Raw genomic sequence first — 23,028 nt, forward strand, 5'->3', positions numbered from 1 at the left:
ACCGTGTTTGCCGCAATCATCCTGATTGCTGCGAAAGCAGAGCCTCTATCAAGCCCGGTAGCGGCTGTCACGGTCCTTGCAATGGGCCAACCCGTCACCCCTTCAAGACAGTGTCCGCCCAGGTGGCGAAATCGTCCATGATGACGTCCCGGTTCACGTCGTTCAGGCTTTCGTGGCGGGTGTCGGCGTAAACCTTTGAAACCAGATTCGAAAAGCCCATCGTGCGCATGCGGCTGGCGAGATGGGTGATGCCCTTGCCGTAGTCCGAGGCCGGGTCCTTTTCGCCGCCGACGATGGCGACAGGGATGTCGCGGCGAATGGCGGCAAAGCCTGCATCCTTGCCGCCGTTCAGCGCCATGGCGATCACATCGCGCCACATCGAAATGGAGGCATCCCAGCCGCAGAGTGGATCGGCGATGTATTTCGCCACCTCCGCCTCGTCGCGCGACAGCCAGTCGAACAGCGTGCGATGGTTGGGCACCGCCTTGCCCCAGGCCTGGAAAGTCAGTTTCGGCAGCAGGCGCGACGGGACATCGGAGCCCAGCCGCATCCGTTCCCAGGCGAGAATACCGAGCGCCACCTGGCCGAGCAGGCCATGCGAGAAATTGCCGTTCCAGATCGCCGCCGCACGAACGCGCCCGGAGTGTCGTAACAGGTAGTTCAGCGCCACGGACGCGCCCATCGAGTGGCCGAGAAGGATCACCGGCAGGTTAGGCTGCTCGCCGGCGATGAGATCGTGGACGGCGTCGACATCGGCGATCACCTTGGCCGGGCCGTCCTTGTCGGCGAATCTGCCGAGCGGCGCGTCGGGTGCCTTGGTCGCGCCATGGCCACGGTGGTCGTGGACATAGACATGGAAGCCCCGGGCGGCCAGGAAACCGGCGAAGCGATCGTAGCGCGAGGCATGTTCGGCCAGGCCATGATTGATCTGGACCACCGCGCGTGGAGAGCTGTCGGCCTGCCGGACGAACAGATTGAGGTCGGCGCCGGTCGGCGAGCGGACCACGCGCTGCTGGCTGAATGGCATGCCCGCTGGTCTCCCCCTGGCTCCGCCCTCGTGATGTCCAACCTGTGCGCCGGTGCCAGATTTGCGTCAATCCGGCCTGCCGGCTTTTCCGCGACGATCTTTCTTGCCAGGGGCCTGCAAAATATCGCAATTCTGACATGGAGACAGCTTCAGTCTGTCGCCCACTTTCCAGCAGGGGATTCTCCATGCGCGTTGCTGTTGTTTTCGGATTGGCCTTGCTGGCGGGATCGCTGGCAGGCGCGGCGCATGCCGACGTCAAGATGAGCGGCACCTTCGTGGCCGACGCTGCCTGTCCGGCGACGCAGGCGATCAAGAACGGCAAGAACCCCGGCAGTGTCTCGACCGATGCGGGCAAGACCTACCAATTGCTGGCCGGCAACAAGGACGCTCCGACCCACTACCTCATCCTGGTGCCGGGCGCCGATCCCGAGCGCCGCTGGGTGAAGGTGAGCTGCGGTCATCTCTCGGGCAGCAGTGCCGCGACCGTGCCGGCGGCACCGAGCGGGCAAGGCAAGCCCGCGCCCGCGGGAAAGCCCGAATATGTCTTCGCGTTGAGCTGGCAGCCGGCCTTCTGCGAGACCAAGTCGAACAAGACCGAATGCAAGGCGCAAAATCCCAGCGAGTTTGATGCCACCAATTTCACACTGCACGGCCTGTGGCCGCAGCCGAACGGCAATTTCTATTGCCAGGCTTCGGCCAGCGACAAGGCCAATGACAGTCCGGCCCACTGGCAGGACCTGCCACCGGTCAACCTCGATGCGGACACCCGCACCGAGCTCGACAAGGTGATGCCGGGCACCGCCTCGAAGCTGGAACGACATGAATGGATCAAGCACGGCACCTGCTACGGCAAAAGCCAGCAGGAGTATTTTTCCGACGCCCTCCATTTGATGCGTGAGGTCAACCGCTCGCCCGTGCGCGACCTCTTCGCCAAGAACATCGGTGGCAAGCTGACGGCGGACCAGATCCGCGGTGCCTTCGACCAGGCCTTCGGCGCAGGGGCGGGGGACCGGGTGCGTGTGTCCTGCCTTATCGATCCGTCGAGTGGCCGGCGGCTGATCGGCGAACTGACGCTCGGCCTTGCCGGTCCGATCGGCCCCAACAGCTCGCTCAAGGACCTGCTGCTGGCCTCGGTGCCGACCAACAAGGCCGGTTGCCCGACGGGCACGGTCGATCCGATCGGCTTCCAGTAAGTGCGGGATCGCCGCTTCCGGTAGGCCGGAGCGGCCGTCGCGGAGAGAGCTAGACCTGGGCTGACCTGGTCCAGGCAATTGCGGCGTCGGCCTCATGCCCGCCCGGTTCACCGACGACTCGGTCGCGTCCGGTAGATTTCGCCTTGTAGAGGCGCTGGTCGGCGAGCGCGAACAGGTCGGCCAGGCACTGCGTCGTTTCGCTGACGGTGGAAACACCGGCGCTGACGGTCAGTTCGAAGCGGCTGGTGGCGGCCGATGCCTTGAGCGCGGTGCGGACGCTTTCGCCAAACAGCCTGGCGACGGAATGCGGACGCGAACTCAGGATGGCGAATTCCTCGCCGCCGATCCGGAACACCTGGTCCTCGGCGCCTGCCGCCTCGCAAAGTACGGTCGCGACCGCCTTCAGCACCTTGTCGCCCTCGGCATGGCCGAAACGGTCGTTGATCGACTTGAAGTGGTCGACATCGACGACGAGCAGGCTGAGCGGCCTCGCCGTGCGCAGGCTGGACTGGACGGCGGCCTCACCGTCGGCGTCGAAGCGTCCGCGGTGCAGCAGGCCGGTGAGGCCGTCGCGGCCGACATGCTCGACCAGCGCCTCGTAGCGTTCGCGATAGGTCAGCGTCTCGAAAATGTCGGTCAGGCCGCGTGGCGTCTGGACGTCCCGGACCTCGAACCATTTGAGATAGGCGACCAGCATGGCGCTGAAAGTCAGTGCCGCCGCCAACTTGGCGAACCAGCCGCCGAAGAAGACCGCGATCGGTGCTCCGGCAACGAAATGCAGCGCGGTGAAGAAGCCGGCCTGGTCGAAGGTGAGCACGCAGGCAACCGAAATCAGGATGCGCGCGAACCGCGCCTTGCGCAAAGTGCGCCCAAGTTTTTCGTAGAGCAGGATGATCAGGATGGCGTCGATGACCAGCAGCGTCGTGCCCCACACCATCAGCCAGCCCATCTCGTCGATGAAGCCGATGTCGGGGAGCCGGCCATCGGGAAGTGGTGCGACGGCGTGCAGGCGAAGCAGCAGCACCAGCCCGATCATCAGCACATTGCCGAGCAGCAGGCCGTAGATCGGTTGGCGCACGGTGGCGGCGTCTTCCTTGATGTAAAGCAGAAGCAGCATGACCAGCTTTCCCGAAAACATGACCGCTGAGCCTGGCGAGACTAGGCCGAACGGCAGGGCGACGTAAAAGACGCTGGCGAGATAGGTTTCCAGGAAATGCATGACGCCGAGGGCGCAGACGAAGACGCCAAGGCCGATGCGCTTACGGAACCGGAAAAGCGTCACCATGACGCTGAAGTAGACGACCGCTTCGGCAAGGAGCAGGAAACTGTTCAGCAATGCCGTCGATCCGATCTCTCTCTCGAAATCGCGGCAAGCCGGCGATTCCAAACCCGATCCTGTTTTGACTTGGAAGGGTTAACCGGAGATTTCAGCGCGTCTCGTGACCGGTTGAAAACTTCGGCGGTAGCGCACACATGTCCGTGTGGTTGGCTCGACGTGGCAAAAGCGATTGCCGTTCGGCGCCGCATCGCCTACATAGCGGCCAACCTCCATTCAATTCGGCAAATCCAGTCAGTTTTTCAGGGAAAGCGCGCGTGGCACGCCAGTTCATCTATCACATGTCCGGCCTGTCGAAGGCCTACGGCACCAAGAAGGTGCTCGATAACGTTCATCTGTCCTTCTATCCGGACGCCAAGATCGGCATCCTCGGCCCCAACGGCTCGGGCAAGTCCACGATCCTGCGCATCATGGCCGGGCTTGACAAGGAGTTCCAGGGCGAGGCCTGGCTGGCTGAGGGCGCGACCGTGGGCTACTTGGCGCAGGAACCGCAGCTCGACAACAGCAAGACCGTGATGGAAAACGTCATGGACGGCGTTGCCAGGAAGACCGCCATCATCGAGCGCTACAACGAGCTGATGATGAACTATTCCGACGAGACGGCCGACGAGTCCGCCAAGCTCCAGGATGAGATGGACCGGCTCAATTTGTGGGATCTCGAGCAGCAGGTCGAGATGGCTATGGACGCGCTGCAGTGCCCGCCGCCGGATTCCGAGGTGACCAACCTGTCCGGCGGCGAGCGTCGCCGCGTGGCGCTGTGCCGGCTGCTTCTGCAACAGCCCGATCTGCTTCTGCTCGACGAACCGACCAACCATCTCGACGCCGAGACCACGGCGTGGCTGGAAAAGCACCTGCGCGACTATCCGGGCTCGGTGCTGATCATCACCCACGACCGCTACTTCCTCGACAACGTCACCGGCTGGATTCTCGAACTCGATCGTGGCCGCGGCATCCCGTACGAGGGCAACTACACCAGATATCTCGACGCCAAGGCCAAGCGCCTGATCCAGGAAGGCCGCGAGGACGACGCCCGCCAGAAGTCGATCTGGCGCGAGCGCGAGTGGATCCAGTCCTCGCCGAAGGCTCGGCAGACCAAGTCCAAGGCGCGTATCAAGGCCTATGAGGAACTGGTCGAGCAGTCACAGAACCGCAAGCCGACCGACACGCAGATAGTCATTCCGTCGAGCGAGCGTCTCGGCAATGTCGTCATCGAGGTCGAAGGCCTCAATAAGGGCTTTGGCGACGAGCTCCTGATCGAGGATCTGTCGTTCAGGTTGCCGCCGGGCGGCATTGTCGGCGTCATCGGCCCGAACGGCGCCGGCAAGACGACGCTGTTCAAGACGTTCACCGGCCAGGAGAAGCCGGACGCGGGCACCGTCCGCATCGGCGAGACGGTCAGGCTCGGCTATGTCGACCAGAGCCGCGACGCACTCGATGCCAACAAGACGGTGTGGGAAGAGATATCCGGCGGCGCCGAGATCATCAAGCTCGGCAAGCACGAGGTCAACAGCCGCGCCTACTGCTCCTCCTTCAACTTCCGTGGCGGCGACCAGCAGCAGAAGGTCGGTAATCTCTCGGGCGGCCAGCGCAATCGCGTGCACCTGGCCAAGATGCTGAAGACCGGCGGCAATGTGCTGCTGCTCGACGAACCGACCAACGACCTTGATACGGAAACGCTGAGCGCGCTGGAAGACGCGCTGGAAGCCTATGCCGGCTGCGCGGTCATCATCAGCCACGATCGCATGTTCCTCGACCGCATGGCCACCCACATGCTTGCCTTCGAGGGCGACGCGCATGTCGAATGGTTCGAAGGCAATTTCGAGGAATACGAGAAGGACAAGCTGCGCCGCATGGGCGCGGAAGCGGCGGCTCCGCACCGTATGACGCACAAGCGGCTGACGCGGTAAGGCCTTCATTGGGCGGCGAATTTCTCAGGGATACGAGGAGAGCTCAAATGGCTGATTGGTCCGCCGCCCAATATCTGAAATTCGAGGACGAACGCACACGGCCGGCGCGTGACCTCGCGGCCCAGGTGCCGGTGGATTTTCCGCGCCGCGTCGTCGACATCGGCTGCGGGCCGGGCAATTCGACCGAACTTCTGGTCGAGCGTTGGCCGGATGCGCAAGTGAGCGGCTTCGACACGTCGCCTGACATGATCGAAAAGGCGAGGGCACGCCTGCCCGATGTCAGCTTCGACCTCGCCGATGCGTCGACATGGCAGCCGGCCGAGCCCGTCAACGTCATCTTCGCCAATGCCGTGTTCCAGTGGCTGCCCACGCATCCAGCGGTGTTCCAGCGGCTGATGGGTTTTCTGGCGCCTGGTGGCGCGCTGGCGATCCAGATGCCCGACAATATGGGCGAGGATTCGCATCGCCTGATGCGGGAGACCGCGGTGCAAATGCCTTTCGCGGCGAAGATAAAGGGCGCGGCCCGTGCGCCGCTGCCGCCGGTATCGTTCTACTACGACCTTCTGTCGCCGCTCTCCGCTCGGCTCGACATCTGGCACACCATCTACAATCATCCGCTGGCCGACGCCGAGGCGATCGTCGAATGGGTGAAGTCGACCGGACTGAAGCCGTTTCTCGATCCGCTGGAAGCCGACGAGCGCAAGCTGTTCCTCGACAGCTACACGGCCAAGATCGCCAAGGCCTATCCGAAGACCGCTGATGGCAAGGTGCTGCTGCGTTTCCCCCGCATTTTCATTGTCGCCAAGCGGGCGGGGTAGGCTGGCGTAAACCTTGGTTTAAGCCGGTGTAAACCGGCCGAGTGAGAAAAGTGTTGCGCCGAAGCGTTTCGGCGCCCACATGAAGCCGCAATGCCCGCGGACGGGACGGACTGGAAACATGCATCGCGTCATCATCAGCGGCATCGGCGCTGAAATTCCCAAGCCTGTCATCACGAATGAGGAACTGGTCGCCAGCTTCAATGCCTGGGTCGATACGGAGAACGCGCGACGCCAGGATACCGGCGAGACCCTGCTGCAAAAATCGGATTCCGACTTCATCGTCCATGCCTCGGGCGTGCGCGCCCGCCATGTGATCGAACGGGAAGGTATTCTCGACCCGACCCGCATGGCGCCGCGCATTCCGGCGCGTTCGGACGACGCGCTCTCGCTGCAGGCGGAATTCGGCGTCGCTTCGGCCAGGAAGGCGATCGAGCACGCCGGCATCGCGGCGTCGGACATCGATCTGGTGATCTGCTCGTCCTCGCATCAGCAGAGGCCGTATCCGGCGATCGCAATCGAAATGCAGCAGGCGCTGGGCACAAGGGGTGCCGGCTTCGATATGGGACTTGGCTGTTCGTCCGCGGCGGCTGCGCTGCACATGGCGGTCAATCTGGTGCGCTCGGGCGCGCACAAGCGCATCCTGGTGACCACGCCCGAAATCATCACCGGCCATCTCAATTTCCGCGATCGGCAGACGCATTTCATCTTCGGCGACGCTTCGGTGTCGATGGTCGTGGAGGGGCTCGCCCAGGGTGAGAAGCGGCCGGGCCGCTTCGAGGTGCTGGACACGCGCATCTGGACGCAGATGTCGAACAACATCCGCACCAATCTCGGCTACCACACGCGGACCGCGCAGGACGATCCCTACATGATCAACCTGGAAGGCAACCTCATCAAGCAGGTCGGCAACAAGGTGTTCAAGGAAGTCACCGTCGCCGGGCATAAATTCATCGTCGAATTCCTGGCCGAGCATGGGCTGACGCCACAGGCGGTCCGGCGCTTCTGGCTGCACCAGGCCAATGCGCGCATGAATGCGATGATCCTGAAGCTGGCATTCGGCCACGATGTCGGCCATGACCGCGCGCCCATGGTGCTGGAGCGGCTCGGCAATACGGCGGGCGCCGGCGCCATCGTCGCTCTGTCGGAAAACCATGCCGACATGAAGCCAGCCGATTTCGGCCTGATCTGCGCCTTCGGTGCGGGGTATTCGATCGGCGGCGCGCTGCTGAAAATGCTCTGATCGAGCGTCGCGCCGCGTCAGGCAGGTGCGAAGGGGACCAGCATCGGCACCCGCTTGGCGTAGTCGTCATAGGCGGGGCCGAGTTCGCCGCGCAGGAAACGCTCCTCCAGCCTCGCCTTCACGACGACGCCGATGATGAGCAGGGCCGTACCGACAATGCCCCAGACCGTGCCCTTCGCCACCATGGTGGCGAGCACGGACAGCAGCAGCCCGGTGTAGATCGGATGCCGGACCAGGCGATAGGGTCCGGTGTCGACCACGCGATGATCCGCCTTGGCGGTGACCGTGGCGGACCACAACCGCCCGAGATGGATGCGCGCCCACCACGCGAAGCCGATGCCGAGCGCGATCAGGGCAACGCAGGCCCAAGCTTCCGCAAGGGTCGGCGTCCACAATCTCAGCCTGCCTTCATAGCCGTGCGCTGGCACGAACAGCAGGACGGTGCCGGCCAGCCAGAAGACGCGATAGCGGGCCTCGGCCCCGATGGTGGCGCGTTTTTGCACTGGATCGGCCCATAGGGCCGCCGCCATCCATGTGACCACCCAGATCAACCAAAGCGCTGCGATCGCCGCTCCGGGACGCATGAGAACCTCCGTCGACGGTCTGGTCTTCACCATGAAGCCGACGCAGCGCGGCGGCAATGCGGCGCGGCGCCGTTTTTCGGTAAGAAGGTTGTGATCGAGCGGTCAGCGACTGGCCTCTATTCATTGGAGCAACTGAACATCCACTGCACGCCGAAGGCGTCGACCAGCATGCCGAAGCTGGTCCCCCAATATTGCCGGGCAAACGGCACGGTGATCCGGCCGCCTGCGGCCATGCGTGCGAAAAGTTCCTCGCGGGCGAAAACCTCTGGCGCTGCTGCGGGCCCGTCGAATTCCAGCATCATGGCGGACCCCTTCATCGGCTCCGCGTCGTCATTGTCCGAGGCGTGGAACAGCACACCCGGACCTTCGAAGCGGGCATGCAGGACTTTTCCGCGCATGGCTTCGGTGCGCACCGGCATATTGTTGTCACCCCAGCGCAGCAGGACCGTTGCCCGGCCAAGACCACATTGTTCGTAGAAGGCCAGCGCAGCCTCGCAGTTGGTGGTGAAGAACAGCGACGGGGAGAGCCGCATCATCCTGTTCGTCACTGCGCGGCGGCGGTGGCGGCCGCGATGAGCGCGTCGCCGGTATATTGCCTGTCACCGATGCCCCAGCCGCCGTCGGGCGCATTGACGATGTTGATCCAGGTGTTTTCCGGCTTGTGCTCTGGGATACAGAGATCGGCGACGATGCCGGCGGCGGCGGTGACGAAATCCTTGCGGGCTTCGATCGAGCCAAGGGCGATATTGGGCAGCTTCAACTCGACCATAACGACCGGCCGGTTGGCGCCACCCGCGTAAATGTCGCGCGGCGGCAGGATATGGACGGTGCCGCCGACGATCGCGGTGAAGAACGAATTGCCGGTGGCGCCGGAGGCTTCGATGAGGGCAGCGCTCAGGCGCGGCAGGATTTCGCGCTCTCCCGCTGGGGTCAGTACGCCCTCCGGCGCGGTCACGGTGATCGGCATTGCTTTTCTCCTTGGGTTGCACGGCCCTCGCCGGGAGGTCATCTTCCGGTTTGCCTGGTTACATATCGATTGATATGTTATGAGGGAAAGGTGAGTCAATAGGTTTCGTATCGATCACTATGGAAAACTTGGACAAACCACGCGGCGGCCGGCCGCGCGCATTCGACCCGGACCGGGCGCTCGATGCCGCGATGCATCTCTTCTGGGAGCACGGCTATGAAGCGACGTCGCTGGCCATGCTGCGCGAAGCGATGGGGCTGACGCCGCCACAGATCTACAACGCCTTCACCGACAAAGAGACTTTGTTTCGCGGGGCGTTGACGCGCTACCACGAGACCGAGATAGGCTTCGCGCTGGAAGCGCTGAGCGCGCCGGTGTCGACGGGGGAGGCGATCCGGCGCTTGCTGCTGGGCGCGGCGGCGGCCTATTCCAGGCCCGGCAAGCCGGGTGGCTGTCTTTTCGTCAGCGGCGCGCTGGCGGCCTCGCCGCAGGCGCAAGCCATTGCCGATGAGCTCAAGGCCTATCGCAAGGCGAGCGAGGCGGCGATCGCGGCGCGGCTGGCCAAAGGCAAGGCAGAAGGCGACGTGCCGGAAAACCTCTCCGTCGAAGGCTTCGCTAAATATATTGCGGGCGTCATGAACGGCATGTCGATCCAGGCACGGGACGGCGCGTCGACCGAAGAGTTGCGCATTTTGGCCCGAACCGCTCTTGCGGCCTTGCCGGCCGAAGGGCAAAACCAGGGCACGTCATCCAAGGAATGAAGCCATGCTGGATCTCTTTCCCGAGGCTGAAAAGCCGACCGAAATCATTCCGTCGAAGAAGCTTACCGCCCGCGCGGCGGCGCTGTATGTCGCGCCAGCGGACGATTTCCAGACGCGTCCGGTGGACGAATTGCGGCTCGACTTCGACGGCATTTCAGGCGACTTCCATGCCGGACCGACGCGGCGTTCCGGCGGGCGTGAACCCTGGTATCCGCGCGGCACCGAGATGCGCAACGAACGGCAGATATCGATCGTGGCAGCGGACGAATTGGCCATCGTCGCCGAACGGATGGGGCTGGCCGAAATCAAGCCTGAGTGGATCGGTGCCAATCTGGTGATCGAAGGCGTGCCGCATCTGTCGATGCTGCCGGCCGGCACTTTGCTGTTCTTCAAGGGTGGCGTGACCCTCAAGGTCGACGCCCAGAACGGGCCATGCCGCATCGCCGGGCGATCGATCGCCGAAAATGCTGGAATGGCCGACGTTGAAGCCGGCGCGCTGTTGTTTCCGAAGGCGGCGAAAAGGTTGCGCGGCGTGGTCGCCTGGGTTGAAAAGCCCGGCATCGTCAGGGCCGGCGAGCAGATTTCGGTGCGGGTGCCGGAACAATGGATTTATCAGGCATAGCCGCGCGCTCGCGTCGTGGCCGAGGTGGGAGCTACGCCGCCTGTGAGGCGGCGTAGCAGAAGTCGCCGGGCTTTAGCCCTTGCGGTTCTTGTTGGCGCCTTGCGCCATGACGGAAACGTGGTCCCATTTGTCCCAAGTGGCGAGGCGGTTGGCGTATTCCTGGCGTATCATCGGCAGGCCGCCATCGCCGAAGAAGACCCGCAGCGGCGGCTCGGCCGCATCGACGATGGCCAGCATGGCCGGACCGGTCGCCTCGGGATCGCCGGCGACCGAGTTGGCGCGGCGCTCGGCCATCCTGGCGCGGGCAGGCGCATAGGCCTCGATCGGCTTGGAGACCTTGGCCGATGCTCCCGACCAGTCGGTGGAGAAGCCGCCCGGCTCGACCAGCGTGACATGAATGCCGAATTCCGCGACCTCGATGCTGAGTGACTGGCTGAAGGCTTCCAGCGCCCATTTCGAGGCATGATAGAGGCCGAGCGAGGCAAAGGCGTTGACGCCGCCGATCGACGAGATCTGGATGATGTGGCCCGACCGCTGCGCGCGCATGATCGGCAGGGCGGCCTGGGTGACCCAGAGAGAGCCGAAGACATTGGTCTCGATCTGATCGCGGGCTTCCTGCTCGCTGACTTCCTCGATGGCGCCGAAATGGCCGTAACCGGCATTGTTGATGACGACGTCGAGCCGGCCAAAGCGCTTGTGTGCTTCGGCGATTGCGGCATCGACGGCTTTCTTGGCGGTGACGTCGAGCTGAATCGCAGCGACGTTATCGCCATATTTTGCCACGAGATCGGCGAGCGTGCCGACGTCACGGGCGGTCGCGGCAACGCGGTCGCCGCGCGCCAATGCGGCCTCGGTCCAGACGCGGCCAAAGCCTTTCGACGATCCGGTGATGAACCAAACCTTTGATGTCATGATGTGGAATCCTTGCCCCTGCGGGCACAATTTCTGGATGAAAGCGGAGGCTTCTCCGCTTTCGGGCATATACGGCCTGTCCCGTGATTTTCCAGAGGCGGGGGGAAATCTTTTTGAACCTGGGGCTTTCCCGTAGAACAAGAAATCGTGTGGATCAGGGGTAATTCAGCAAACTCGACCATGCCGGGTCGTCGTGCTTTTGCCAGTAGAGCGCCATCAGCCGGCTGGTGACCGGCCCGACCTTGCCGTCGGCGATGTCGGCACCGTCGATCTCCGTCACCGGCATGATGCCGCCGGCGGTCGAGGTGATGAAGACTTCGTCGGCGCCGCGCAACATGGCCACGCTGACGTCCCTGGCCGTCGCCGAGAGTCCGGCCTCGCCACAGAGATCGAAGACGGTGCGGCGGGTGATGCCTGGCAGCACGCCGATGGCCGGTGTCGACAGTCTGCCGTCCTTGACGCAGAAGACGTTGAAGCCAGGACCTTCGGCGATATTGCCGTTGAAGTCGAGAATGAGGGCCGTCTCGGCGCCGCGATCATAGGCATCGTAGAGGCCGCGCACCAAGTCGAGCCAGTGGTAGTTCTTGATCGCCGGATCGATCGAGGCCGGCGGAATGCGCACCTTGTCGCTGATCGCGACACGCAGGCCGCGCTGCAACTGCTCGGCATTGGCGACCGAGCCGAACGGCACGGCAAATGCCATGAAGCGGTTGATCGCCTGGCGCGGGTCGCGGCTGAAGGTCGGCGAGGCGCCGCGCGTGCACAGCATCTCGACATAGGCGGCGCGATGGCCAGACAGTGCGACGCAATTGTGCAGGATGTCGGCCACGCCGTCGCGATCGAACGGGATCGTCATGCGCAACTTGTCGAGCCCGCCGAAGAAACGGTCGAGATGCAGGTCGAGGCGGAAGAAGCGGCCGTTCCAGACATGCACGGTATCGTAGGTGGCGTCGGAGTGCAGAAAACCCCAATCCAGCACCGAGACCTTGGCTTGCGACATCGGCAGGTACTGGCCGTCGAGGAAGGCAATGCCTTCGGGATAGGCGTTGGGGTCGACATGGCGGTCGCTCACCACAGGCAGCGGCGGTGTATCCTGTGCGATTTGGCTCATAGGGCAACTCCTTGCCATTGCGTCACAAGCTATCGGCGGCAGGCCGAGCGCATAGAGCCAGTAGCCCGACTTCAGTCATCCTCGAGATGAAGATCCGGCCTGGCAATAGCTTCATTCCTCCTCGTCATCGGCGTCGAGCAGGCGGGTGGCGCGCCAGCGCGTGAGCACGATGTTGGTCCGCTCGATGACGAAGAAGCGCGCCGAGTCGCGGTCATAGCCCTCGGCCAGCAGCTTTTCGTAGTCGGTGTGCATGTGACGGATATGGGCGATCGTTGCCAGCCACACCGCGATCGTCGGCGGCAAGGTCTTCATATGCACCGAGCCGGCGTCGGCGCGGATCTTCTCCATGTCGGCATAGGGTGCCAGCGGCAGGAGTGTTGTCAGCGCCTTGGCGATGGCGCGGCGGCGACCGGTCGGCGCGGTCATCGCTCCTCGCGCCCCTCAACGGTCGCCTCGGCAATGGCGTCGGTCGAGGCGAAATAAGGTTTGATGTCGATGACCGGCGTGCCGTCGAGCACGTCGATGGCGTCGAGGTCGATGCGCCCGGTGGCAATGTCCAATCCGAGGACTTTGGCTACATGCAGGCCGATTGGATTCGGCCGGGCAGGGGAGCGCAACCCGAACACGCCTTTTGCTTCAGCCGCATGGCGGGGTTTTTGCACGATCAGATCCCGCGGCGCGTGATGCAGCCAGGACAGGATGACGATGTGGCTGGCGCGCTCGAGGCCTTGCAGGCCGCTGCGATAGGGCGCGTCGATGGTGAGCGCCGCCGGCTGTCCCGTCTCGCGTGCGGCGCGCATGTTCTTCGGGCAGCTTTCCCGGGTGGTCCAGGGCGAGGCGATGCGGCCGATGAAGACGATGCCGCCGTCAGGAGGCATCGTTGCCGGATCCTGGTCCAACCTCTGCTCGCCTTCACGTGCCTCGAACATCTCACGCGGTCCGGTCATTGCCTGTCTCTTTGCTGGTGCATGCCATTGTCTCAAACCGCTAGACGTTTCGAGGTGACCTGGACCGGGAAATCACGCATGCGGCATTTTCTGGTCCGGAAGCGACATAGCGCTTGCAAGACTGCCAAAATCGACATAAACATATGTTTATATCTTTTTCAAAGAGAATACGCTGATGCATGTCTCGCTCGACACCATGGTGGATACGCTGAAGGCGGCGGCCGAATCCAGCCGCCTGCGCATATTGGCATTGTTGTCGCGCGGCGACCTCACCGTTTCCGACCTTACCGAAATTCTCGGCCAGTCGCAGCCGCGTGTCTCGCGACACCTGAAGCTGCTGCTTGAGGCCGGGCTGATCGGTCGCTACCAGGAAGGGTCGTGGGCCTTCTTCCGACTGTCGGACGCCGATTCGGCACGAGACTTCGTGATGGGGCTGGTTTCCGGCATTCGCGGAGCCGACCCGCGGGTCGAGCGCGATCTGGAGCGGCTGACCTCGGTCAAGCGCAAGCGCCAGGACCGCGCGACCGAGTATTTTTCGCAGAACGCGGCGAGTTGGGATCACATCCGCTCGCTGCATGTGCCCGACCGCGCCGTAGAGGCCGCGATGCTGAAGCTGGTCGGCAAACGGCCGTTCCAGTCCATGCTCGACCTTGGCACCGGCACCGGGCGGCTGCTCGAAATCTTCTCGCCACTCTACCGGCGCGGGATCGGCATCGACATGTCGCGCGAGATGCTGACCGTGGCGCGCGCCAATCTCGACAAGGCCGGCGTTTCGAATGCGCAGGTGCGGCAAGGCGATATCTTTTCGCCGCCGGTCGAGCGCGATGCTTTCGATCTCGTCACCATCCACCAGGTGCTGCACTATCTCGACGATCCGGCCCGCGCCATCCATGAGGCGGCGCGGCTGCTGCGCCCGGCGGGCCGTCTGGTCATCGTCGATTTCGCGCCGCACGCGCTGGAGTTCCTGCGCGACGAGCATGCGCATATGCGCCTCGGCTTTTCCGACCGGCAGATCGGGGAGTGGTTCTCCGAAGCCGGCCTCGATCTGGAGGATGCCCAGGAATTCGAACCGCGCGGCGGCAACGAGGCCAGGCTCACCGTAAAACTTTGGCTTGGCCGCGACCGGCGCCTGCTGATCGCCGATCCTGCCAATGCCAGCCAGCAGACCAGAGTGAGCTCGATAGGGGAAATCGCCTGATGAACCAGTTTCGTTTTTCCCGCCGTCCCGATATCGGCGACAAGGTCAGGGTTTCGTTCGAGTTCTTCCCGCCGAAGAACGACGAGATGGAGGCAAGGCTGTGGGATACGGTCACGCGGCTGGAGCCGCTGCGGCCGAAATTCGTCTCGGTGACCTATGGCGCGGGCGGTTCGACGCGTGAGCGCACGGCGCGCACCATCGGCCGCATCCTGAAGGAAACCAGCCTGACGCCAGCCGCCCACATGACCTGCGTCGATGCCGCTCGCCATCAGGTCGACGCGGTGATCCAGGAATTCACCGACATGGGCGTGAAGCGCTTCGTCGCCTTGCGCGGCGATCCGGCGGAAGGCGTCGGCGCCGCTTACCGGCCGCATCCGGACGGCTATGCCAATGGCGCCGAGCTGGTCGGGGCGCTGAAGGACGCCGGCGATTTCGACATCTCGGTTTCGGCCTACCCGGAAAAGCATCCGGAAAGCCCTGACTTCGCCACCGACATCGACATGCTGAAGCGCAAGGTCGACAATGGCGCGACGCGGGCGATCACCCAGTTCTTCTTCGACAATGATCTCTACGAGCGTTACGTCGAGCGCGCCCGCCGCGCCGGCATCTACATCCCGATCGTTCCCGGCATTCTGCCGGTGCACAATTTCACCCAGGTCGCCAATTTCTCGGCGCGCTGCGGCGCGCTGGTGCCGGCTTGGCTGGCCGAGCGCTTCGAGGGACTCCAGAACGATCCGCAAACGCATGCGCTGGTGGCATCCGCCGTGGCGGCCGAACAGGTGCTGGACCTCGTCGAGCGCGGCGTCGGCGATTTTCACTTCTACACGATGAACCGGGCCGATCTGGTGTTCGCCGTCTGCCACATGATCGGCATCCGCTCGCATGAGGCGGAGGTGGCTGGTTCCGCTGCTGCATAAGGGTCGGCTGGAAAAGCAAAAGGCCGGGTAAAAACCCGGCCTTTCGAATTGGTTAGACTATTTGGTGCTGGTCTTCCCCGTCTTGGCGGGTTCAGGGAAGGACGCCGATAATGAGGGCGCCGATGAAAGCAAACGCAGCACAAATCATCAATGCGTTGATTGGCCTCGTAAGTCCCATGACATAGCCTCCTCTTAAAGAGCTATGCCCTGGAGTCTAGGTTCATTTGTGCCACAGGCAAGCGGAAAATATGCTGCATTGCGACGTGATTGTGAAATTCGCGACCTCGGTTTTGCCGTTAGCCGTTGAAACTCTTCGGCAAAAACCCGCTTCAGACCTGTGAATAAATTATGGCGGTGGCGTGTCGATGCTGTGTCATGGCAGCGCTACCCCTGCGAAAGTCGGCTTCGACTTTCGCGATTGCACATGCCGTGCCTAACGGCGACCGAACACTCGTCCGTCGATTGTGAGAAGACCGAGTCCGATCAGCACCACGCCGCCGATCTCGAACGCTTCCAGCCGCTCGCCCAGGAAAAGAAAGCCGAGCAGCATGGCACTGGCCGGCACGATCAGCGTGACCAGCGAGGCGTTGGTGGCGCCGGCCGAGGCGACGAGGTTGAAGTAGAGGATGTAGGCGAAGGCCGTGGACAGAAGCGCCAGCGCCAGCACCGCCGCCCATACCGGCGGCGAGGCCGAGAACAGGCCGGCCGGGCCATGAGCGAAGAGCACGATCGGGATCATGATGATGGTCGAGGCCGTCAATTGTCCGGTGGCGACGACCGGCGAGGGCACGCCCTTGAAGCGGCGGGCGACCATCAGCGCAATGCCATAGGACAGCGAGGCGCCGATCAGCGCGAATTTGGCCCAGACAGGGCCGCCGAGCCCGGCGAGCAGGCCGGGACCGATCATGATAGCGGTGCCGGCGACACCGAGCGCGATGCCGGCGAGCTTGTTCCAGGACAACTTTTCGTACGATGTCAGCGCGTTGGCGAGGATCAGCGTCCAGAACGGCGTCGTCGCGTTGAGCACCGAGGCGACGCCAGCGCCAAGCTGGGTCTGGCCGGCGAAGATCAGCGAGAAGGGGACGACGTTGTTGGTGAAGGCCAGCAGGAAGAACAGGCCGGCATGCGGCAGGGCGAGGCGGAAGGAGGGGCCGCGCAAGCCGAGATAGAGCTGCAGCGCGATCGCGGCGATGGCGACGCGAAACAGAACCAGCACCAATGGGTGAAGTTCCGCCACCGCGATGCGCGCGAAAAAGAACGAGCCGCCCCAGATGGCGCCGAGCAGAAGCAACTGCCCCCAGTCCCTGAGCGCCATCGGTCCACGTGCTGCGGATGAACCGGTCACTGTCACGTGAATTCTCCCCCAGACGCCGGATGCCAGCGATCAGGCAGAAGCCATATCGGATCCGGTGGCAAGGGCCACCCGAAACCGGATCGATGGACTGCTGGTAAAGGCTAATGCCGCAAAGGACGCTGCAAGATTCATTCCTGGCGCATGATCCTGTTCCGAAGGTCGAAATTGACTTTCGGGGTCATGCGCTAGCCGCTAGCTTGGATTAATTGTGCGCAGCTGAAGTCGGGGATTCGTCCATGCAGCGATTCGAGAATGCAAGCGAGGCGGCACTGGCGCTTCGTCCGGACGACCCCGTCTACTGCTTCCGCCCACAGGTGCTCAAGGCCGACGCCTTGCAGTTCATGGGCATGTTTCCCGGCAAGACCGCCTATGCGGTCAAGACCAATGGCGAGCAGATCGTGCTGAAGACGCTGATCGAGGCTGGCGTCACCGCCTTCGACGTCGCTTCACCAGGCGAGTTCGCCGCCGTGCGCGCCGTCTCGCCCGACGCCGAGATGCTCTACATGCACCCGGTCAAGGCGCAGTCGGACATCAAGCTGGCGCTGGAAAAATACGGCATCCGCGTCATCTCGCTCGACCACGAAGACGAGATCACCAAGCTGACCCGGGTGGTGCGGGCGCTCGATATCGACCCGGGCGCGGTCAGCGTTTTCGTGCGTGTGCAGACCAAGGGGCATGCCGCCTACGAACTGTCGAAGAAATTCGGCGCCGGGCCGGCCTATGCGGTCGAACTCGCGGAGCGGCTGAACCGCACCGGCTACAAGGTCGGCCTCTGTTTCCATGTCGGCAGCCAGATCGAGGATCCCGACACTTATGAGCGGGCACTGGCCTCGGCCGACTGGGTGCGCAACCGGCTGACCTTCGACATTGCCGGGCTCGATGTCGGCGGCGGCTTTCCGGCCGAATACGGCCATGATCCCAACCGCAAGCTGATCCAGATGCCGTCGCTCGGCCAGATCATGTCGCGGCTTTCCGGCGACCTGAAGGAATACCAGTTCGACCAGATACCGCTGGTGGCGGAGCCGGGCAGGGTGATCGTGGCGCGCTGCCTGTCGCTGATCGTGCGCGTGCTCCTGCGCAAGGGCAAGCGGCTCTACATCAATGACGGTATCTGGGCGTCGCTGTCGGATTCATGGACCGGCAAGATCACGCTGCCGGCACGCTTCATCCCCGATCCGGCGATCCGTACGCGCAATGGCGACGAGACCAAGATCGTGCCGTTCAAGGTGTGCGGCGCGACCTGCGATTCCGTCGACATCCTGTCGCGGCCGTTCTGGCTGCCGGAAACCGTCGACACCGGCGACTGGATCGAGATCGGCCATATCGGCGCCTACTCGCTGTCGCTCAGGACCCGCTTCAACGGCTTTTATCCCGACACCTTCGTCGAGGTGACGACGCCCTTCGACGAGGGCGACGCGCCGCAGGGGTTTGCGAGCCTGGAGACGATGGCGGATTAGGAAAAAGAAGTGAGTAGTGAGTAGTCAGTAGGGAATTTCCTCTATTCCACTACTCGCTACTCACTCTCTTCACAGCTTCGTCAGCAACTCCGGCGTCGGCCAGCCATCCACCGGCAGGCCTAGCCGCATCTGTTCCTTGCGGATGGCTTCGCGGGTGTTGGTGCCCAGAATGCCGTCGACCGTGCCGACGTCGTAGCCCCTGGCCTCGAGCTTGGTCTGCAGCGCCTTCATCTGCTCGTTGTCGAGACCCGGCTCGGGATCGCGCGGATCGAGCGGCGGCGCGCCCGCCAGCCGCGCGGCGAGATTGGCCGCGGTCAGCGCGTAGGTGAAGGACTGGTTCCATTCGAGATAGACGTCGAAATTCTCGTAGGTGAGGAAGGCCGGACCCTTGCGGCCCATGGGCAGCGCCAGGCCGGCCTTCAGGCCCTTATCGATCAGCGGCGAGCCGTCGGGGTTGGTGACGCCCCACTGCGTCCACTGTGTCAGCGGCAATTTGTTGGTGCGCCCGGTCTGGTCCCACGGCATCTCGTCGGGCACGCGCACTTCCTGGATCCAGGGTTCGTCGCGCTTCCAGCCGCGCGACAGCACCTTGTTGCCCGTGGTCATGATCACGTCCGGCGCGCTGTTTCTAAGATCGATCTTGCCGTCGCCATCGCCATCGACGCCGCGCGCGAGATAGTCGGACGGCAGGATCTGCGTCTGGCCGATCTCGCCGGCCCAGGCACCCGTGACATCTGCCGGCAGCACGCCGCGATCGATCAGTTCCAGCAGCGGCACCAGTTGCTGGCGGAAAAGCTGCGGACGGCGGCAGTCATGCGACAGCGTCACCAGTGCGCTCAGCGTATGGAAATCGCCCTGCACGGCGCCGAAATCCGTTTCAAGCGCCCAGAAGGCGGTGATGACAGGCGCCTGGACGCCGAACTGCTGGTCGGCGCGGGCGAAGATATCGGCGTATTTCTTCATGTTCGCCGCACCTTGCTTCAGCCGGTAGGCTGAGATCATGCGGTTGGAAAATTGGATGAAGGTTTGTGTGAAAACGCCCTGTGCGCGGTCGCGCGCCAGAGCCCTATCGTCGATCCTGGCGTCCTCGAGCGCGTCGAGGCCGACGGCGCCGACACCGGCCGCCTTGGCTTCCGCCGCCACGCCCTGTTTCCAGGTTTCGAAATCGCCGCCGCATTCCTGCGCCATCGCCGGCAAGGCCGTGGCGCACAAGAATAGCGCCGCGAGGGCTTGGGAACGCAGTCGCATCAGCTTCCTTTCGAAACGAAGAGGGCAATGTCGTGCCTGGCTGGAAGCCCAACGCCCTGAATTACCAGCGGTTGCACTCTACCGCTGGCAGTGTCGAAAAGCAGGCGGCAGGCCCGGTGTCAACGGGTCTTCTGCTTCAGCCGCTATTCCAGACGGCTTCGCTGCCGTTGCCACGGTGTCGACGGGTCTTCTGCCGGAGCCGCTATTCCAGGCGGCTTCGCTGCCGTTGCCACGGCATCAGCGTGTGTTCTGCCGCAGCCACTTATTCCAGGCGGCTTCCGAGCCGTTGAAGACGTTGATGTCGGACTTGCCGGTCATGCCGGGAACGATGCCGGTTCCGGTGTACTGCCAGAAGGTGAAGGGGTGGCTGCCATATTTCTCGCGCGGGTGGCCGGCGACGGAGCGCAGCCAGTAGGGGTAGCCGCGGAAGCTCGACAGGTCGTTGTCCTCGAAGAAATCGACCGAGGTGTAGATGATCGGTTTCTTGCCGTAATGGCGCTCGACGATCTCGAGGAAGGCGGTCATCTCAGCGCGCACCGTGGCCGCGTCGGGGCGCAGGCGGCAGGTCGGCGAGTTCGGGTTCCATTCCATGTCGAGAACCGGCGGCAATGCGGAGCGGTCGACGGGGACATTCTGGATGAACCAGCGCGCCTGCACGGCGGCGGGCGTGCAGAAATAGAAGAAGTGATAGGCCGCGCGTGGAATCCCGTTGGCTTTGGTGCGCGCCCAGTGCTCGCTGAAATATTCATCGAAACGGTCGCCGCCTTCGGTCGCCTTGATGAAGGCGAAGGAGATGCCGCTGGCCTTGGCCATCGGCCAGTCGATCGATGTCTGGTATTTGGAGACATCGGTGCCGTGGACGGCATAGTTCCACGGTGCGCCGCTGTCCCACTCATGCGGCTTGGAATCGGCAAAGCGCGGCGCGCGCACGGCCACTATCGGACTGCTCGACGCGGACGGCGACAGCGGTGAGAGATCGTCCACGGTCGAGCAGGCGCCGAGCAGCGTCAGCATGAAAAGGACCGCAAGACGGCGCATCGCAACTTCCAAGCCGGAATCAGCCGGTCGCTGATGGGTCTGTGCACTGATGGCCGAAGTTGGTCTGGCCCCCTCCAGGCGATCGCCCCACGCATCGCCCGGTCTATTCGTTTTCAGTGCATGTCATTGTCGCAAAACCGCTGCGCACTTTTGGGCGACATGCATCCCTGTGATCGCCGATCATGGTTGATATCTGGTTTATGCGCTCGACAAGAAGCCCGATTTTGCGGAAGCAATGGCGGCAATTCGATGACATAAAGATCGGGCGAGTGCCTGGGAGGCAATGGATGCGGATCGTCGTCAGGATCATCAAATGGCTGCTTGGCCTGATCGTGCTGGCGGTCGCCGCGCTGTTGGCCTGGCTCTATATCGCGCCGCCGGAACTCATCCGCGTCGGCTCGGGCTATTCGGCCAAGATCGTCTGTTCCAACGTCTTCATCGCCGGGCGCGACCCCAACGAGGTGCTGGCTGTCGATGTGCAGGCGCCCGGCCACCCGCTGCTGCGGCTGATGCGGGTCTCGGTCGACAAGAACCGCGGTACGGTTTCCGCCGACCTGCTCGGCTTCCTCGGCAAGAGCGAGGCGGTGGCCCGCGACGGGCTGGGCTGTGCCTCGGTTCCCGACGGCGATGTCGGCAAGGCGCGGCGCACGGCCGTCCATGCCGAACCGGCCGCGACAAGCCAGGATGCGCTGTGGCCCGAGGGCGAACGGGTGGATGCCTCGCAGAACCCCGAAGTCTCGAAGGTCGTCGCGGACGACGCGATGGCCGGCACCGGCATGCGCGCGATCGTCGTGGTCAAGAACGGCCGCGTCGTCGCGGAACGCTATGGCGACGGCTTTTCGGCCAAGACGCCTCTGCTCGGCTGGTCGATGACCAAGACGGTCAACGCCGCCATCGTCGGCACACTGGTCAAGGACGGCAAGCTGGCGGTCGACAACAAGGGCCTGTTCGCGCCTTGGAAGGTCGACGGCCGCGCTGCGATCAGCCTTGCCGACATGATGGCGATGTCGAGCGGGCTGGAGTTCAACGAAGACTATGGCGACGTCGCCGATGTCACGCGCATGCTCTATCTCGAACCCGACATGGCGGGCTTTGCCGACTCCAAACCGCTCACCGGCGAGGTCGGCAAGGTGTTTTCCTATTCCAGCGGCACGGCGGTGATGCTGTCGCGCCTCTGGCAGGACGCGATCGGCGACAAGGCCAAGGCATTGACGTGGCCGCGCACGGCATTGTTCGAACCGCTCGGCATGCACAGCGCGGTGTTGGAGACCGACGAGCAGGGCACGTTCGTCGGCTCGTCCTATCTCTACGCCACGGCGCATGACTGGGCTCGCTTCGGCCAGTTCCTGCTGCAGGGCGGGGTATGGAACGGCAACCAGGTCCTGCCTTCCGGCTTCGTCGACTGGATGCGCGAGCCGGCATCCGCCTCGAAAGTCTACGGCAAGGGCCAGCTGTGGATCGAGGCGCCGGGCGACGAGGAAAATCCCGGCGCCGGCGTTGCTGCCGGCCTGCCCAAGGACACTTACTGGATGGAAGGCCATGACGGACAGACGGTTGCCATCATTCCATCCGAGCAATTGGTGGTGGTGCGGCTGGGGCTAACGCCGGCCAAGCTCAATTATCGTCCGCAAGCAATGGTGGGCGCGCTGGTGAAGGCGCTGCATTAAGCGGCAGTCGATTGCTGCAAGTTTCTTCTATGCCGCAGTCGCCAAAGGCTTGGCGCGATCGACGCGCGCGCGCTCGTCGGGCGAGTTCATGACCGACCAGAGATCGCTACGGCGCTGCACGTTCAGCCAGAAATCCGGGCTGTTGCCGAAGACCCGCGCCAGAATAAGCGCGGTCGCAGCCGTCACGTTACGGCGGTCGTTGCACAATTCGTTCACATGCTTGCGCTGGACCCCCATCGCTTCGGCCAAAGCCGCCTGTGTCAGGCCAAGCGGTTGCATGAATTCTTCCGTGAGGATTTCGCCAACTGTTGCAGGCTTGCGTGTGGTCATCAACATGTGTCACCTCATCTGTAACTATGGTCGTCGAGATAAATACCCGACGCTTCACCGCGTCCGCCGTCCCACCGGAAGATCAGCCGCCATTGGCTGTTGACGCGGATCGAATGGAAGCCATCGAGATTGCCGCGCAACTTCTCGAAATGGTTGCTGGGTGGCACACGCAAATCCAGATCGGTCATCGCGTCATCGATCATCTGGAGCTTGCGAAATAACCGGCTTTCAAGGTCGGACGGAATGTTGCGGGAGTGAATGTCTTCGACGAAGAAGGCCCGTAGCCATCCGTCCCGAAACCCGACGATCACTTTCGACCTCCAGCGTGGAGGTAATGTACCACCCCTTGGGCCTTTCGGCAAACCGTGATTGGCTAACCAGTCGATCCATCCGC

Annotated in this window: 24 protein-coding genes; 10 read left to right on the forward strand and 14 right to left on the reverse strand. The window is 63.5% G+C overall.

Annotated elements, in window-relative coordinates; all coding sequences use genetic code 11:
- Nucleotides 1-94: 94 nt before the first annotated feature.
- Nucleotides 95-1,027 carry an alpha/beta fold hydrolase gene (locus tag FJ970_RS15060; RefSeq protein WP_140759000.1) on the reverse strand — a complete coding sequence of 311 codons (933 nt, stop codon included), beginning with the start codon at nt 1,025-1,027 and terminating at the stop codon, nt 95-97.
- Nucleotides 1,028-1,212: 185 nt separating this feature from the next.
- Between FJ970_RS15060 and FJ970_RS15065 the strand changes: the two genes are divergently transcribed.
- Nucleotides 1,213-2,220 carry a ribonuclease T2 family protein gene (locus tag FJ970_RS15065; RefSeq protein ID WP_140758999.1) on the forward strand — a complete coding sequence of 336 codons (1,008 nt, stop codon included), beginning with the start codon at nt 1,213-1,215 and terminating at the stop codon, nt 2,218-2,220.
- Between the two features lie 49 nt (nt 2,221-2,269).
- On the opposite strand, the gene FJ970_RS15070 is transcribed toward FJ970_RS15065, so the two are convergent.
- On the reverse strand, nt 2,270-3,556 hold the full coding sequence (locus FJ970_RS15070) for a sensor domain-containing diguanylate cyclase (RefSeq protein ID WP_140759156.1): 1,287 nt from the start codon (nt 3,554-3,556) through the stop codon (nt 2,270-2,272).
- Nucleotides 3,557-3,813: 257 nt separating this feature from the next.
- On the opposite strand from FJ970_RS15070, the gene ettA reads away from it, so the two are divergent.
- The 3 genes from ettA (at nt 3,814) to FJ970_RS15085 (ending at nt 7,521) form a co-directional block, all read left to right on the forward strand.
- Nucleotides 3,814-5,463, forward strand: a complete 1,650-nt coding sequence (gene ettA / locus FJ970_RS15075; protein WP_140758998.1) for an energy-dependent translational throttle protein EttA — start codon at nt 3,814-3,816, stop codon at nt 5,461-5,463.
- A gap of 47 nt (nt 5,464-5,510) precedes the next feature.
- Complete coding sequence (gene tam / locus FJ970_RS15080) at nt 5,511-6,281, forward strand: trans-aconitate 2-methyltransferase (RefSeq protein WP_140758997.1); 771 nt, start codon at nt 5,511-5,513, stop codon at nt 6,279-6,281.
- A 118-nt stretch (nt 6,282-6,399) separates the two neighbouring features.
- Entirely contained in the window at nt 6,400-7,521 is a 1,122-nt protein-coding gene (locus FJ970_RS15085; RefSeq protein ID WP_140758996.1) for a beta-ketoacyl-ACP synthase III, read from the forward strand.
- A gap of 17 nt (nt 7,522-7,538) precedes the next feature.
- On the opposite strand, the gene FJ970_RS15090 is transcribed toward FJ970_RS15085, so the two are convergent.
- From FJ970_RS15090 to FJ970_RS15100, 3 genes are all read right to left on the reverse strand, one after another.
- On the reverse strand, nt 7,539-8,105 hold the full coding sequence (locus tag FJ970_RS15090; RefSeq protein ID WP_140758995.1) for a methyltransferase family protein: 567 nt from the start codon (nt 8,103-8,105) through the stop codon (nt 7,539-7,541).
- 116 nt (nt 8,106-8,221) lie between these two features.
- Nucleotides 8,222-8,638: a glyoxalase/bleomycin resistance/extradiol dioxygenase family protein gene (locus FJ970_RS15095; protein ID WP_140759154.1), complete on the reverse strand. Its 417-nt coding sequence runs from the start codon at nt 8,636-8,638 to the stop codon at nt 8,222-8,224.
- Nucleotides 8,639-8,649: 11 nt separating this feature from the next.
- On the reverse strand, nt 8,650-9,072 hold the full coding sequence (locus tag FJ970_RS15100; RefSeq protein ID WP_140758994.1) for a hypothetical protein: 423 nt from the start codon (nt 9,070-9,072) through the stop codon (nt 8,650-8,652).
- Nucleotides 9,073-9,191: 119 nt separating this feature from the next.
- Here FJ970_RS15100 and FJ970_RS15105 point away from each other — a divergent pair, with 119 nt between their 5' ends.
- Both FJ970_RS15105 and FJ970_RS15110 read left to right on the forward strand, forming a co-directional pair.
- Entirely contained in the window at nt 9,192-9,833 is a 642-nt protein-coding gene (locus FJ970_RS15105) for a TetR/AcrR family transcriptional regulator (RefSeq protein ID WP_140758993.1), read from the forward strand.
- Nucleotides 9,834-9,837: 4 nt separating this feature from the next.
- Complete coding sequence (locus tag FJ970_RS15110) at nt 9,838-10,455, forward strand: MOSC domain-containing protein (RefSeq protein ID WP_140758992.1); 618 nt, start codon at nt 9,838-9,840, stop codon at nt 10,453-10,455.
- A 72-nt stretch (nt 10,456-10,527) separates the two neighbouring features.
- On the opposite strand, the gene FJ970_RS15115 is transcribed toward FJ970_RS15110, so the two are convergent.
- From FJ970_RS15115 to tsaA, 4 genes are all read right to left on the reverse strand, one after another.
- Nucleotides 10,528-11,367, reverse strand: coding sequence for an SDR family oxidoreductase (locus FJ970_RS15115; RefSeq protein ID WP_140758991.1), 840 nt, complete (start codon nt 11,365-11,367; stop codon nt 10,528-10,530).
- Between the two features lie 154 nt (nt 11,368-11,521).
- Nucleotides 11,522-12,478, reverse strand: coding sequence for a D-amino acid aminotransferase (locus FJ970_RS15120; RefSeq protein ID WP_140758990.1), 957 nt, complete (start codon nt 12,476-12,478; stop codon nt 11,522-11,524).
- A gap of 111 nt (nt 12,479-12,589) precedes the next feature.
- Nucleotides 12,590-12,904, reverse strand: a complete 315-nt coding sequence (locus FJ970_RS15125; RefSeq protein WP_140758989.1) for a DUF2293 domain-containing protein — start codon at nt 12,902-12,904, stop codon at nt 12,590-12,592.
- On the reverse strand, nt 12,901-13,425 hold the full coding sequence (gene tsaA / locus FJ970_RS15130; RefSeq protein WP_140758988.1) for a tRNA (N6-threonylcarbamoyladenosine(37)-N6)-methyltransferase TrmO: 525 nt from the start codon (nt 13,423-13,425) through the stop codon (nt 12,901-12,903). Before tsaA ends, FJ970_RS15125 begins: the two co-directional genes overlap by 4 nt.
- Nucleotides 13,426-13,600: 175 nt before the next feature.
- Between tsaA and FJ970_RS15135 the strand changes: the two genes are divergently transcribed.
- Both FJ970_RS15135 and metF read left to right on the forward strand, forming a co-directional pair.
- Nucleotides 13,601-14,623 (forward strand): ArsR/SmtB family transcription factor, encoded by a 1,023-nt coding sequence (locus FJ970_RS15135; RefSeq protein WP_140758987.1) that lies wholly within the window; start codon nt 13,601-13,603, stop codon nt 14,621-14,623.
- A complete protein-coding gene (gene metF / locus FJ970_RS15140; RefSeq protein ID WP_140758986.1) occupies nt 14,623-15,540 on the forward strand; it encodes a methylenetetrahydrofolate reductase [NAD(P)H] in 918 nt (305 codons plus the stop codon). The genes FJ970_RS15135 and metF overlap by 1 nt, the downstream gene beginning before the upstream one ends.
- A gap of 433 nt (nt 15,541-15,973) precedes the next feature.
- On the opposite strand, the gene FJ970_RS15145 is transcribed toward metF, so the two are convergent.
- On the reverse strand, nt 15,974-16,855 hold the full coding sequence (locus FJ970_RS15145) for a DMT family transporter (protein ID WP_415752045.1): 882 nt from the start codon (nt 16,853-16,855) through the stop codon (nt 15,974-15,976).
- 275 nt (nt 16,856-17,130) lie between these two features.
- Between FJ970_RS15145 and FJ970_RS15150 the strand changes: the two genes are divergently transcribed.
- Nucleotides 17,131-18,351 (forward strand): alanine racemase, encoded by a 1,221-nt coding sequence (locus tag FJ970_RS15150; protein ID WP_140758984.1) that lies wholly within the window; start codon nt 17,131-17,133, stop codon nt 18,349-18,351.
- A 69-nt stretch (nt 18,352-18,420) separates the two neighbouring features.
- Here FJ970_RS15150 and FJ970_RS15155 read toward each other — a convergent pair whose 3' ends face one another.
- Both FJ970_RS15155 and FJ970_RS15160 read right to left on the reverse strand, forming a co-directional pair.
- Complete coding sequence (locus tag FJ970_RS15155; protein ID WP_140758983.1) at nt 18,421-19,599, reverse strand: lytic murein transglycosylase; 1,179 nt, start codon at nt 19,597-19,599, stop codon at nt 18,421-18,423.
- A 237-nt stretch (nt 19,600-19,836) separates the two neighbouring features.
- Nucleotides 19,837-20,637: a GH25 family lysozyme gene (locus tag FJ970_RS15160; protein ID WP_140758982.1), complete on the reverse strand. Its 801-nt coding sequence runs from the start codon at nt 20,635-20,637 to the stop codon at nt 19,837-19,839.
- Between the two features lie 287 nt (nt 20,638-20,924).
- Between FJ970_RS15160 and FJ970_RS15165 the strand changes: the two genes are divergently transcribed.
- A complete protein-coding gene (locus FJ970_RS15165) occupies nt 20,925-22,304 on the forward strand; it encodes a serine hydrolase domain-containing protein (protein ID WP_140758981.1) in 1,380 nt (459 codons plus the stop codon).
- Nucleotides 22,305-22,331: 27 nt separating this feature from the next.
- Here FJ970_RS15165 and FJ970_RS15170 read toward each other — a convergent pair whose 3' ends face one another.
- Both FJ970_RS15170 and FJ970_RS15175 read right to left on the reverse strand, forming a co-directional pair.
- Nucleotides 22,332-22,640, reverse strand: a complete 309-nt coding sequence (locus FJ970_RS15170; RefSeq protein ID WP_140758980.1) for a HigA family addiction module antitoxin — start codon at nt 22,638-22,640, stop codon at nt 22,332-22,334.
- Nucleotides 22,641-22,648: 8 nt separating this feature from the next.
- Nucleotides 22,649-22,945, reverse strand: coding sequence for a type II toxin-antitoxin system RelE/ParE family toxin (locus tag FJ970_RS15175; protein ID WP_140758979.1), 297 nt, complete (start codon nt 22,943-22,945; stop codon nt 22,649-22,651).
- Between the last annotated feature and the right edge of the window lie 83 nt (nt 22,946-23,028).

The sequence above is a fragment of the Mesorhizobium sp. B2-1-8 genome (genome assembly GCF_006442545.2).
Lineage (GTDB): Bacteria > Pseudomonadota > Alphaproteobacteria > Rhizobiales > Rhizobiaceae > Mesorhizobium.